We start from the raw sequence: 12,878 nt of genomic DNA, 5'->3' as shown, positions 1-12,878 counted from the left end.
ACATCCGTACTGATGTCAGTTACGGGATTGTTTGGTTGGACTACTTAAGGTCCAACTTATTGTTATTTAGTTTATTTTTGATAACCTTTGCGGATGTCTTCGATTATGATTTGCAAGGATGTAATACTGGCAGAGGTGATGTACCAGGCGTCGGCATCAACAAAAACGATGTTGTCGTTTTTCCATGCTGTAGTTTGACGAAGAAGTGGATTTGCCAAGTGTTCCGCATCAATTGCCGGCTTTCCTTCCATTACCGCTGTTCGGTCGATGATGTACAGAATGTCTGGATCGGCTTGGCTAATGAATTCACTAGATATTGGCTGACCATGTAAACTCGTCTCCACTTTCTTACTAGCAGGCTTTACTCCGAGCACATCGAAAACAAAACCATAACGAGACTCGACGCCAAATGAGCTGAAAGCGCCATCGTTATGCATGACAACCAAAGCTTTTTCTGGACGCTCTGTTGTGACTGCACGCACTTCCGCGACTTTTGCTTCGATTTCAGCAACTTTTTGCTGCGCTAGCTCTTGCTTTTCAAAGATCTCACCGAGAGCAATTAGGTGGTGCTTAATGATATCGACGTGATTGTGACGGCTATTACGGTAGTCGATGTCAAAATGCAACGTCGGAGCTAGCTGAGAAAGGTCCTCATATTGATTTGCATGTAGTGGGGTCATCAATACTAGATCTGGCTTTAGGGCATAGATTTTTTCCATATTAGGCTGCACTATCGCGCCTAGGTCAGCGATTTCAGGAGTGTCTTTGTACTTTGCTAGGAAGTGAGGAATAAAGTCTTTCACCATGCCTGCGATTGGGACATTTAGCTGATCTAAAAAGTCTACTTCGTTCATATCTAGTGCAGCCACTCGTTGAGGTCGACTAGAAATAGTCGTTGTCCCGAGGTTATGTTCAATCACGATGGGCGTTTCTAATGGCTGAGTAACTTGAGTTTTAGCTACTTCTGGTTCGCAACCCGTTAAGGTTACTAGAGAGCTGCAAGCGAGCGCGATGCTCAAACTTAGGGTGCTCTTAAACATGGTACATTTCCTTCTGTTGTCATTGAATTGCCTTTACACAGGCGAGTAACAGCCTTTAAATTTGGCTTCTTGTTCTCATCGTGATGGCCAGAAAATAGCCTCCACAAAGGACATTCACCAAAATAGAGACGGTAGTTTTATAGTTAAATAGGTGCTCGACTAAGATCTGACCTGCCAAGAACATCGCAATCGCAATAGCACAAGCGACTAGCAATATGTGCCTGTAGTTCGGTGTGCCAGTAACCGAATAGGCAATGTTGGCAATAAAAATACCCATGAAAGCCGTTGGACCAATCAAGCTAGTAGAAATAGCCACCAAAATTGCGATTACAGCAAAGTACTTTGGTATGTAATGTTTGTCATTTAGTCCTAATGACATCGCTTGGTCCCGGCCTAGCCCAATCACATCCAGCTCGCGTGACCACCTGTTCGCAAAGAGTGCTAAAACGCCCAACACTATACTGGCAAAGAGTAGGGTCGAAGGTTTCGCTCGTTCAAACGAGGTATAGCTGAGTCCTTGAAGGATTGAGAACTCTCCAGGACTTATTCTCAGTTGGATAAACTGCGCGAGTGTTGTCATTACCATCGTCAGAACAAACCCAATGAGCAACACTTGATGCATGTCACGTCGAAACCTCTTGAGTATCCAAGATTGAATGGCAAAGGAGTACAAGAGGATGAGTATTGTGGAGGCGGCGAAATTGCCTACAATACCTAACGTAGCAATGCCAGCGGAGCCTGCTAGTAATAAGAGTAGGGCTTGCCAAACCAGATAAACCGACTCATACCCCATAATGGATGGTGTAAGAATGCGATTAACAGCCAAGGCTTGGAAAACAACAGCAGAGACGGCCACGCAACTGCCTCCAACAAATATGGCTCCAAGTTTAATCAACCTCTTAGGGATAATGTAGTCAAAATCCCATCCGGAGCTAGTAAAGACAAAGGCGATGGAAAGTATGCCAAGGAGTATGATGCTAACTAGCATGGTGGAGTGGTGTGATCTCATGCTCGTGCTCCTTTCAAAAGAAAGGCAAGAAACATGATTCCCCCGACAGCACTGGCTGTTAATCCAATCGGGACTTCAAAAGGAAAGACAACGACTCTGCTTATAATGTCGCAGAAAATCAGTAATGAAGCGCCGCCTAGTGCAACGATTGGCAGTGTATTTTTAAGATGGTCGCCGTATTTGAGTGCGACGAGGTTAGGTATGACCAAACCGACAAAATGAATTGCACCTACTGTCACCACGGTTATAGCAGCGGTGATGGAAACCAGTACGAGGCCCAAGGCTGCAGTGACCGCAAAATTAACTCCTAAGTTGGATGCAACATCTTCCCCCATTCCCATAACTGTAAATCTATGTGCATATAAGTAAGTCAGCAGGGTGATGGGTAAAATTAAGAAAATTATCTCATAGTGTTCTTGAACAACCTTGGAGAAATCTCCCATTAGCCAACCGGACATGCTCTGCAAGATGTTGTTTTGATATGCATAAAACTCTGCGATGGCACTTAGCACACTACCAAACATAAGCCCAATCACAGGTACTAACGCAGAGTTACTGAATTTAATTCTTCGTACTATGGTGATGTATATCAGGCCGGCGGCGAAGCAAAATAGTACGGCGAAGAGCATACGTTCAAGCTTGTCAGAGGACGGAAGTAGGATGATTGATACCAAAATACCAAGTTTTGCCGCATCAATACCGCCAGTTGTACCTGGCTCAACAAATCGATTCCTAACAATATGTTGAAGAATGACCCCACACATGGCGAGACCAGCTCCGGTCAGAATCAGTGCGATTAGCCTTGGAAATCTACTGGCAGTAATTGGTAGCCAACCTTTGTCATCCATGGTCAGCAACAATGACCAATCTAGTGGAGTTGCACCGATGAAAATTGAAGTAAAGCACAACATAGAAAATGTGCATATTACGCGAACACTCATACAAAACATGCTCCGAAATGAAAAGGCAGTGAGCTTCTATTCGCTTTTTGTCGGAATACTAGGAGGCTGAAATACGCATAATGAATATCTTTCACTGAGCGGAGGTTACGTTCCAAAAAGCCATAACCAAGTTTGTTTTTAATAGATAATAAGATCACAACTCAACTCTCAAAACGTCACTAGAGCCAATTGATAATAAAAAAATCAACGGATTCATTCGTCAGTTAGTTTGGCTTAACTGACAAAAATGCAGTTTTCAATTCAAATTGATTATTGACTTGACGGTAAATGTAAATCTAAATGATAATCAATCCTATCATTGTTATTGTCGATGCGTAAGCAATTTGACGCATAATCTTAAAAAATAATATCGCTTACATACTGAGTGAAAAAATAAGAGTTAGAATTCATATGAACAACGTTACGAAAGCGCGTAAAACCCTACTTCCAATCGGCGAACATGAAGAGCAAGTCTGGTTGCAACAGCTTCAAGAGCCCCAGAGTGTTGAGTGGCGGGTTTTGGGGTATGCTATTGATAAAAATAGCAAAAATCATTTAATCGAACACGCTGTTCAAAAGCTAATTTTAGTCGATATGCGATTAAACCTTCGATACGGATTTTCTGAAGATTTTGAGTTAGAGAAGTGGCACCTATCTGAAGAAAGCCAGTTCACTGACACTTTAGATGCAACCAGTAAACAGATTCCAGATTTGATTAAAGCAATGAAAACGCGCGGGTGGGACCCCGAGTCTCAATCACCATTTAGAGTAGCCATTTTACAAACTGAGCAAGAGAAGTATTTGTTTATTATTATCCACCCGATACTAGAACCACATATTAACGATACAACTATCATTAATTTTTTAGGCGCTAATTACGAAGCGTTGAATAACCATTCTTCTTGTGAAAGTTTAAATCCGGAATACATAGATATCACCCAATTTTATTACCATGATGGATCTAACCGTAATATTGAAGAAAAAATATTAGCTGAATTTAGGGCTAGTCTCGATGACCCTGACGTTGAATTGGATGACAACTTTTTTGAAATTGGCGGACACTCACTGTTAGCAACCCGAATTATCGGGAACCTAATGAAGAATCATGGTATCGAAGTTAGCTTCAATGACTTTTTTAAATCCCCAAGTGCGAAAGCCCTTGCTCAGTGTGCTTCGGTAATTCATCAGTCAGCTGGTTTAACGTCTTCAGGAGAACTCGTAACGCACGAGACAACGGCATCATGTGGCTATCCTCTGTCATTCGCGCAACAGTTTTTATGGGATGCACATGTGGCTACAGGTAAGTGCGCGATTTTCAACTTGCCATTCGCAATGCGATTTGATGGCGAAGTCAATGAGGAGTCATTTAAGCTCGCATTTTCAGATCTATTGATTCGTCATACTGGCCTTAGGAGTTTGTTCGTTGATGATGGGAGTGGCGTCGTGCAGCGTATAATTGATGAGAAAGAATTGCCAAATTACGCTTGGTTTTGGGGAAGTTCAGAGCCTGGCAACGCGAGCTTGGCTTCTGAAGCTGCCTATGTGTTTGATTTATCTGAAGAGCTCCCCTTACGTATACGATTTTTTAGGGATGAGCAAACCGGAAAGCAGGTATTGTCTTTCCTCATTCATCATATGATCATCGATGAGTGGTCACTAAATAGTTTGATGTCTGAGCTTTCAAACGCATACATGGCGAGAGTTCAAGGTTTAGAGCCTGTTTGGGCGAAGCCTGCGCTTAGCATCCATGATTATGCTGTCGAACAGAAAAGTCGCGGCCCAAGCCAAGAAGATTTTCGTTACTGGGTGGAACATTTACAAGACGCAGCTCAAGGCCTTAAGCTGACCAAGCATGAACCTGAACAAAAGGCGTCTGTGATTAACCCAATTGAAGCAAATTGGATAGAAATCGATTTAGGTTCACGAGCACATCAGGCTGTCTCCGCCTTAGCTAGAGAGCATAATTCGTCCATTTTCAGTGTTGTTTATTCTGCCATTGCGCATGCTCTGCAAGACGCTGGAGATTTAAAAGACTTGGTGATTGGTACATCAGCATCAGGACGTGATGATGCAAAATACTTCGACTCAGTAGGCTATTACACCACTATGGTCGCTCACCGAGTGCTATTTTACCCTGAGCAATCTTTTGGAAAGCTGATTGAAGATGTGACCGAAACTATCAATGACTCCATGTCCCACGCAACAGTACCGATTGATATGGTTCAACGTGAGCTTGGTTTTGATCCTAACAACGGATTATTATTCGATGTATATGCACAGATTCACTCGGATAATGCGTTGTATGGCTCACTACAAAAGGCTCAGGGTGAATCAGTTTCATACCAGCAAATCCTCCCTAATAAAACTGAGTCATTGTTTGGTTTACACTTTGAAATTATGGAAAACGTGGACAACGAAGAACGCAGTTTGCGTTTAATAGTTACGTATCAGACTGCCCGTTACAATGCTGAACAAGTTTCTAGCATTGGGCAGAAAATGAAAAAAGTCCTCACCAGTCAGAACTAGCCTAAAACGTGTATAGCCAATTTGGTCACAACAACGGCCAGTACAATGTCACTGGCCAATTACGCAATTTTTGCGCCCCCCAATTTAAAGAGAGTTTACTTTCTCAAAAGTAGATTCATTGTTTCTAGTGGAAATCACGATGTCATTAGATAATCAAAGAGTATTACTTGTCGGAGCGGCAACTGGCATTGGTCTGTCAACTTTAGAGCACTTACTTAGTGCAGGTGCACGAGTGATTGTTGCAGACAAGCAAATAGACCTCTTGAAGAAGAATACGCAATCTCTAGCACAAAGATACCCAATGCAGTTTGATTGCTGCTGGTTAGATTTAAGCGATCAAAGCCGATTAGTTGAGATGTTAGCCTCTTGGCAGCAACAAGCCGCGTTTGACCATCTAGTTTGTTGCGCTGGAGTTTTACACGTTGGTGCGCTTCATGAGTTACCCATCGATGTGGTAAAGCAGACTTTCGAAATAAATACTTTTGGTGTGCTTGTACTAATGCAAACCCTTGCTAAGGGGATGAAATCTCATGGCTCGGGAAGTATGGTTATTGTTGGATCTAATGCAGCAAATACACCGAGGAATGCTATAGGTGCGTATGGAGCCTCAAAAGCAGCACTTCATATGATGGTGATCACAGCACGCTTTCAAAGCTCTTGACATCATTTTTCCCCTTTTCGTGTTAGCTCTCATGAACGAGGAATATTTAGCCCACATTGTTTTGCCATACATGATCTAATGGATAGGCAAAAGACAAGACTGCCCCAATTGTCGTCATAAGTGTTTTCAACATAGAAGTTCTTGAATGTTAATGTTTACGTCTGCAAAACTTCCCCATAAATTTATACTCGAAATAGACTAGTGATTTGATCAGTCAATGTCGGGCCTCGAACATTGCTGTGAACAAGGTTCGGCGTATTTGCTTTATCTTTACTCAGTTGTCCTTCACGATTGTTCTTGAGTAGATTGTTGATGAAGGTGTAATTGGGTTTTGTCAGCATCAGTGCATCTTTACAGGCTTGCTCTAAGCGTGGTTCGCTATGCGCTTTACTCAGATTGAGCAGCCCAAGGCAGGAGCGATATGACTGCTCTGGATGAGGCTTGGAGTTAAGCATCTTATTGACGACTTCTCGTGTGGCTGGGCCGATATTGGCTCCCCCAGTTGAGCAAGCGTCCAGGCGACCACCTCTGATGTTGATGATTACTCGGCATGTGCTCTGGTTGGGTGCTGTTTCCGCGCTCTCTTTCGCTGCGTGGATGCCGGGCGACCAAGTCACCTTGATGGTAGATCTGCACCAGACGGTTGGAGGCTTCCAGTTCAACATGGTGGCCAACAAGCTGATGGGGAACCGAGTAGTAGTGACGGCGATATTCGATGTGATAATCAGGCCCCACTTTGGCTCGTTTGGTTTCGGTATATAGGTATCGCTGCATAGGCAGCGACTTCAATGCAGGTTTATCGAGTTTGTCGAACAGCGCTTTACGACTTGCACCATACTGTTTCATCTCACGTTGGTTTAAGTCATTCATAAGCTCACGGATAGCGAGGTTCAGCTCTTTGAAGGTATGGAAGGTTTGGTGTCGTAGCCGCATCATGATCCAGCGTTCCACTAGGAGCACGGCATTCTCTGCCTTGGCTTTGTCCTTCGGTTTATAGGGGCGAGCAGGCACCACTGCGGTTTGATAGTGATTTGCCAGTTTTTGATAGCTGTCATTAAGTCTCGGCTCATAGCGATTGGCTTTGGTGACCGCGCTACGCAGGTTATCGGGGACCAAGAGCTGTGGTACACCGCCGAAGTGTTCGAACGCATTAGCATGCGCCTCTAACCAGTAAGACTTACCTTGACTAGGGAAGGCTTCAACATAGGTGTAATTAGACGCGCCTAAGGTCGCTACGAACACTTCGGCTTCGCGCACTTCACCTGTATCAGGGTTGACCACTTGAAGCCGAGGCCCACAGTAATCGATAAACAGCTTGTCACCTGTAACATGGAGCTGACGCATGCTGCGCTTTTGGGTTTTGAACCAGCGGGTGAAGTGCTCGCAGAACTGAGTGTACGCATAAGCTTGCTCTTGATATTGCTCATGATATTCCTGCCACAGCAACATCTTTGTCATGCCCTTACGTCTCAGCTCGACAGCATATTGCGTGAAGTCTGGCATGACTTTATCGCGCCTGGCTTTCCGTTCAAAAAACGCTCACGAAAGATCAACAAGCTTTCATGTTATGTTAATGATTTGTGCGATAAGTGAGATTTTTGTTGTTCTTTTACTAATGTCTAATATTCCTACCGATAGCAATACATGCTTAATAAGCTCAAGTCAAAGTTGGCCCCATACCTCTTTCTCAGTATGGCCTCAATGTTTGATGTGGATGTTTGGCAAGATACCTATTCAGCTTTCTTGTTTTCACTAGCGAAGTAAATCCAAGTTTTCTTCATTTATGAAATCAATAAAGGTGCTCTGTAGCGCTAAGGATGTTGTCTCGTATTGGTCGAAGGTCAGTACACCAAGCGAAACTCTGGTTGGCATAGTTCAACTTCGAAACATAACAAAGGATAACTCAATGTCTGACACAAGTAAGACCTTTTACAGGGATGTGCGCAAAAAACCGCATGAATTTGAAAACCGAGAAGACTTCCTAAACCATGATTTAACCATCATGAGCTTTCGTCGCTGGGGTATTCATTTGCCATCACGTGACTACAGTATTGAAATCGAAGACTGGGTACCAGCGTTAGCCGCCACCATTGGTAAAGTGGTTATGGTAACCGCCATGGTTGCCGCCTTTGCTGCTCAGTTCGGTTTATCTCCGGAGTTCGTTGCAGAAAACGTGCGTTACGAACTGCTTATCGCGGGCGCTCTGTTCGTTATCCTGTTTTCTGCCATTCTAAACCCGAACGCAAACTTGGCCGGTACCCATGGCCCAATGATACCGCTGATTCCTATGATTGCTGCAGCAGGGGGGCATCCACTTGCTCTTGGCTTGATGGTATGTGCTTTTGGCTTAATTCTCGCTTTTACTAAAGGTGGTTCTAAACTCATGACCCTCACTGGCATTGGGGTTCGAGGTGGGTTGCTGATCTACCTCGGCGCAGTGGGGTTGATCGGACAGATTAATAAGACTGAAGCGTGGGCTGCAAGTACGGACCAAAGTTACATCTCGTTTGTGGTTATTGGTCTAACGGTGTTGGTTTATGCCTACTTAGCCAAGATCAACAAACGTTGGTTGGCCATCCCGCTGTGTTCAGCACTAGCGGGCATTGTCGCTTATGCGATGGGCGCTGAGTTTGCTTTTACCACGGAACCAGGCCTACCTAATTTCAGTCCATTCTACTGGTGGGGTGAAGATACCGGCTGGCAACTAGGCTGGCCAACCCTGGAGCACTTTATTGCCGTTACTCCATTTGCTCTACTAGCCGTTGCTATGTGGTCTCCTGACTACCTCGGTCATCGTGTTTTTCAAGAACTTAACTACCCAAAAGAAGCAAAAGGCGTACTAATGGATGTCGACGACACTATGGTCGGAGCGTCTGTTCGCCAGGGGGTTGGCTCACTATTAGGTGGCGGTAACCTAGCGTCTTCTTGGGGTACGTACATGATTCCTGCGGCAATTGCCAAACGTCCTATTCCAGGCGGCGCGCTGTTAACGGGTTTAATGTGTATTGCCGCGGCAGTCATTGGTTACCCGATGGATCTAGCAATGTGGGAACCTGTTCTTCGTGTCGCGCTGATTGTCGGTGTATTCTTACCACTTCTTGAAGCGGGTATGCAGATGATACATAAGCATAAAGATTCACTCAGTGCAGGTATCTGTATTTTTGCTTGTGCATTCGTTAACCCAGTCTTCGGCTGGGCAATAACTATGCTGCTGGATAACCTCGGACTTATTGGCGACCATGAGCGCGCTAACGAGCTATCGGGTAAAGATAAATACCTGATTCCTGGCGTTGCCTTTATCGTTTGTGCTGGTTCCCTTGCTGTCGTTGGTCAGCTTCCGGGTATTCCCGCCCTGATCGGTTAGCAGAGTCTCGCTCTAAAGGCATAGGTGGTTACTATCTATGCCTTCTCTCATTCCCGCTCTACGCTTGTCCAATGTTCATTGGATACAGGTAAGACGCTGTATTTATTCCAAGTGCTGAATGAAACCTCGAGAATACTCAGCCCCCTTTTGGGATAGTTTCTTAGAACCTATCAATTTACAATTCAATTACCTGTTTGAATTTTTACCTGCTCAGTTGTGATATCGAATCACGACACAAATAGATGTATTGTATGGCGTCATTTTATCAAGGCGCTGTCTAGTTCATTAATTGCATCAAACTGACTGAGAAAGATTTTGCCTTTAAAATGTTCGATGAAATCTGAGCGGTCAATTTGATCCATGACCGGACCTTTTACTTCAGATAAATGCATTTGTATATTCGTTTCTTTGAGACGGTCATGAATCAAAGCTAAGCTCTCTAACGCACTGGCATCAACCATATTCACCCCGGATAACATGAGTACCAGATGTTGGGTCTGAGGATATTGCTCCAGATATTCTGGTATTTTATCTTCTAAATAGCGGGCATTCGCGAAATACAGGCTCTCATCGAATCTCAAATTCAGTACCGTTTTGCTTTGTAGTACATTGAAACGGCGAATATTTCTAAAATGATGGGTTCCCTCGATTAAACCGACAATCGCGATATGAGGCCGGCTGGTGCGCCATAAAAACAGCGCCAACGATGAGAACAATCCAGCCAACACGCCAATTTCAACGTTGAAGGCCAATACACCAACAATAGTGAGGAGCATAGCGATGGCATCACTTCTCGCACTCTTCCAGGTATGGATGATGGCTTTAATATCAATCAGAGATGAAACCGCAACAATAATCGTGGCTGCCAGCACCGCATTCGGCAGATAGGTAAATAGTGGCGTAAAGTAGAGCACGGTAATGCCAATACCAATCGCAGTAAAGGTTCCGGCAAGCGGTGTTTCGGCGCCAGCATCATAGTTGACCACGGAACGTGACAGACCACCTGTGACTGGAAATCCTCCGTTAAGAGAAGAAACGATATTGGCACCGCTGAGGGCTATCAACTCCTGATTAGGCTCTATTCTCTGCCGTCGTTTGGCTGCCAATGTTTGTCCGACAGATGCTGATTCAACAAAGCCGATAATACTGATTAAAATGGCGTAAGGACGTAATTCTCTGATTAATTCTAGGTCCAGTAGTGGTAGGGAAAAACCAGGTAAACCACTCGGGATTTGTCCGACAACACTTACCCCTTTTTTATCAAGACCAAACCAAGCGACGAGCCCAATGCTTAGTATCATAAAGAATACCGGGGCCAGTTTGGTAATATGGCCTGCTAGTATCGGTGACAGGCCAGATTTGATTAAACCGGGCTTTAGGCTACGCCGTGAGTAAATCAGAGCGATAAGGCAGGATACCCCAATAAGTGTGGTAGGCAGGTTAGCCTGGGGGATCGCTAGAATCAGTTCAATTAAACGCTGTATGACATTTTCACCGTGCAGAGGTACGCCGAGAATATGCTTTACCTGACCGATAGTAATGAGTATACCGGATGCAGTCATAAAGCCGGAAAGTACCGGGTGACTTAAAAAAGTGGTTAAAAAACCCAGTCGCAGCACTGACATTAAAAGCAATACGACCCCAGAAAGAAAGGCCAGAGTTGTTGCGGCGCTGATGTAACCTTGACTACCTATTTCAAATAAAGGCGACATGGATTCCGCCGTCATCAGAGAGACTACGGCAACAGGTCCCACTGCCAGCGTTTTACTGGTTCCAAGTATGGTGTAAGCAATTAGGGGCAAGATACTGGCGTACAACCCTGTCACTGGTGGTAACCCCGCCACCATTGCATAAGCGAGACTTTGCGGGATCAGCATTAGGGTGACAATAACTGCCGCTAAACTGTCTTTAGTTGCGTCGTGGCGTGTGTAGCCAGGTAACCAAGTGGATATTGGTAACCATTTAAACCAGAAATTTTTCATACTGAGATGACCCTAAATGTATGCATAAATGAATTTAGTCGGGCTTGCAGACCCAGCTCAGGTTGAATCCCAGTTCAGTCGCTCGCGAAATGCGATTGTTATATGATTCAAGTTCATTTGTCCCCATTGACCATAATGCGCTGCACCTGGTGCCAGTTCGGCAAAACGCAAAAATGGGTTTGGTGGCTTTTTCAAAAAGATCACCAAACTGCTTTCCCTGGTCTTGAGGGATATTTCCCGAAATAACAGGTAGATAGAAATATTCTAGTCCAAGCTTATTAGCAACCTCTTCAATCTCACTGTTAAGAGGTTGCTCTTGTTCTTCTCCGTCCGGACGATTATTGATGATGGATTTGAATCCCATCTCGGCCAGTTGGGCGACGTCGCTGGGCAGAATTTGCGGAGAAACAGTAATCGAGTCGGTTAAATGAATCGGTGTCAGCATAATGGCAACTCCGTTTTATACTTTATTTAAGGGAATTTTTAAGTAACGCACACCATTATCTTCTGCTGGTGGAAGTTCTCCGGCTCGCATATTGACCTGTACTGAAGGCAGAATGAGTGTCGGCATATTCAATGTGGCATCTCGCTTTTCTCTCATTTCGACAAACTGGTGTTCAGCGATCTCTTGATTGACATGAATATTGTGTAACCGCTCTTCACCTATCGTCGTTTCAAATAGATACTCTTCCCGATTAGGTGCTTTGTAGTCGTGGCACATAAAAACGCGAGTTTCATCAGGCAAGGTAAAGAGTTTTTGAATTGACTGGTAAAGTGTTGCGGCATCTCCGCCAGGAAAATCACAGCGGGCCGTGCCGTAATCGGGCATAAATAGCGTATCACCAACAAAAACACAGTTGCTAATAATGTACGCCATGCAGGCTGGGGTATGACCGGGAGTATGAATGGCCTTAGCCTCAAGATTGCCAAGAGTAAACGTTTCCTGATCGGAGAATAGATGATCAAATTGACTGCCATCCATCGCAAAGTCGCTACCAGCATTAAATAACTTACCAAAGGTGTTTTGCACCGAGGTAATTTTGTCGCCGATACTGACTTTCCCACCTAACTTTTGCTTGATATAAGGTGCGGCACTTAAATGATCGGCATGGACGTGAGTTTCAAGAATCCACTCGACTTCCAATCTACTTTCCCGGACGAATTCGATAAGTTTATCCGCCGATTCATATGACGTTCTTCCTGAAGCAGGGTCATAATCCAGCACAGAATCAATAACAGCGCATTGCTGACTTGATGAATCAGTAACGACATAGCTGTAGGTGGAGGTTTTTGGGTCAAAAAATTCGTAAACATTGGGAGTCATGGTTCCTCCTGTGTTTCAGAAATAGGGGGGT

At 44.5% G+C, this 12,878-nt stretch carries 9 protein-coding genes and 1 pseudogene; 3 read left to right on the top strand and 7 right to left on the bottom strand.

Annotated elements, in window-relative coordinates; translation table 11 throughout:
- Positions 1-71 precede the first annotated feature (71 nt).
- From OO774_RS16495 to OO774_RS16485, 3 genes are read right to left on the bottom strand one after another with little or no spacing between them, the layout of a single operon-like run.
- Complete coding sequence (locus OO774_RS16495; protein ID WP_264907587.1) at positions 72-1,040, bottom strand: siderophore ABC transporter substrate-binding protein; 969 nt, start codon at positions 1,038-1,040, stop codon at positions 72-74.
- Between the two features lie 55 nt (positions 1,041-1,095).
- Positions 1,096-2,049, bottom strand: coding sequence for an iron chelate uptake ABC transporter family permease subunit (locus tag OO774_RS16490; RefSeq protein WP_264907585.1), 954 nt, complete (start codon positions 2,047-2,049; stop codon positions 1,096-1,098).
- Positions 2,046-2,990: an iron chelate uptake ABC transporter family permease subunit gene (locus OO774_RS16485; protein WP_264907584.1), complete on the bottom strand. Its 945-nt coding sequence runs from the start codon at positions 2,988-2,990 to the stop codon at positions 2,046-2,048. The genes OO774_RS16490 and OO774_RS16485 overlap by 4 nt, the downstream gene beginning before the upstream one ends.
- A 411-nt stretch (positions 2,991-3,401) precedes the next feature.
- On the opposite strand from OO774_RS16485, the gene OO774_RS16480 reads away from it, so the two are divergent.
- Together OO774_RS16480 and OO774_RS16475 are read left to right on the top strand one after the other, a co-directional pair.
- Complete coding sequence (locus OO774_RS16480) at positions 3,402-5,516, top strand: condensation domain-containing protein (protein ID WP_264907582.1); 2,115 nt, start codon at positions 3,402-3,404, stop codon at positions 5,514-5,516.
- A 139-nt stretch (positions 5,517-5,655) separates the two neighbouring features.
- Positions 5,656-6,177, top strand: coding sequence for an SDR family NAD(P)-dependent oxidoreductase (locus tag OO774_RS16475; protein WP_264907581.1), 522 nt, complete (start codon positions 5,656-5,658; stop codon positions 6,175-6,177).
- A 182-nt stretch (positions 6,178-6,359) separates the two neighbouring features.
- On the opposite strand, the pseudogene istA reads toward OO774_RS16475, so the two are convergent.
- Positions 6,360-7,704 (bottom strand): annotated as a pseudogene (gene istA / locus OO774_RS16470) (IS21 family transposase); the annotation flags it as partial.
- Between the two features lie 379 nt (positions 7,705-8,083).
- Here istA and OO774_RS16465 point away from each other — a divergent pair.
- Entirely contained in the window at positions 8,084-9,541 is a 1,458-nt protein-coding gene (locus OO774_RS16465) for a DUF3360 domain-containing protein (protein WP_264907579.1), read from the top strand.
- Between the two features lie 257 nt (positions 9,542-9,798).
- Here the strand turns inward: OO774_RS16465 and sulP are convergent, their stop codons facing one another.
- Genes sulP through OO774_RS16450 form a run of 3 tightly spaced genes read right to left on the bottom strand, consistent with a single transcriptional unit; the run spans position 9,799 to position 12,847 of the window.
- Positions 9,799-11,523 (bottom strand): sulfate permease, encoded by a 1,725-nt coding sequence (sulP, locus tag OO774_RS16460; protein ID WP_264907578.1) that lies wholly within the window; start codon positions 11,521-11,523, stop codon positions 9,799-9,801.
- Between the two features lie 34 nt (positions 11,524-11,557).
- Positions 11,558-11,968: a TIGR01244 family sulfur transferase gene (locus OO774_RS16455; protein WP_264907576.1), complete on the bottom strand. Its 411-nt coding sequence runs from the start codon at positions 11,966-11,968 to the stop codon at positions 11,558-11,560.
- A 15-nt stretch (positions 11,969-11,983) separates the two neighbouring features.
- Positions 11,984-12,847, bottom strand: a complete 864-nt coding sequence (locus OO774_RS16450; protein ID WP_264907574.1) for an MBL fold metallo-hydrolase — start codon at positions 12,845-12,847, stop codon at positions 11,984-11,986.
- Positions 12,848-12,878: the final 31 nt, after the last annotated feature.

This window comes from Vibrio sp. STUT-A11 (genome assembly GCF_026000435.1).
GTDB lineage: Bacteria > Pseudomonadota > Gammaproteobacteria > Enterobacterales > Vibrionaceae > Vibrio.
This window is presented reverse-complemented; position numbering and strand designations above follow the sequence as displayed.

Coding starts and splice junctions, on each gene's coding strand:
- OO774_RS16475 (WP_264907581.1), top strand. CDS start 5,656: ATGTCATTAGATAATCAAAGAGTATTACTTGTCGGAGCGGCAACTGGC.
- OO774_RS16465 (WP_264907579.1), top strand. CDS start 8,084: ATGTCTGACACAAGTAAGACCTTTTACAGGGATGTGCGCAAAAAACCG.
- OO774_RS16485 (WP_264907584.1), bottom strand. CDS start 2,990: ATGAGTGTTCGCGTAATATGCACATTTTCTATGTTGTGCTTTACTTCA.
- OO774_RS16480 (WP_264907582.1), top strand. CDS start 3,402: ATGAACAACGTTACGAAAGCGCGTAAAACCCTACTTCCAATCGGCGAA.
- OO774_RS16495 (WP_264907587.1), bottom strand. CDS start 1,040: ATGTTTAAGAGCACCCTAAGTTTGAGCATCGCGCTCGCTTGCAGCTCT.
- OO774_RS16490 (WP_264907585.1), bottom strand. CDS start 2,049: ATGAGATCACACCACTCCACCATGCTAGTTAGCATCATACTCCTTGGC.
- OO774_RS16455 (WP_264907576.1), bottom strand. CDS start 11,968: ATGCTGACACCGATTCATTTAACCGACTCGATTACTGTTTCTCCGCAA.
- OO774_RS16450 (WP_264907574.1), bottom strand. CDS start 12,847: ATGACTCCCAATGTTTACGAATTTTTTGACCCAAAAACCTCCACCTAC.
- sulP (WP_264907578.1), bottom strand. CDS start 11,523: ATGAAAAATTTCTGGTTTAAATGGTTACCAATATCCACTTGGTTACCT.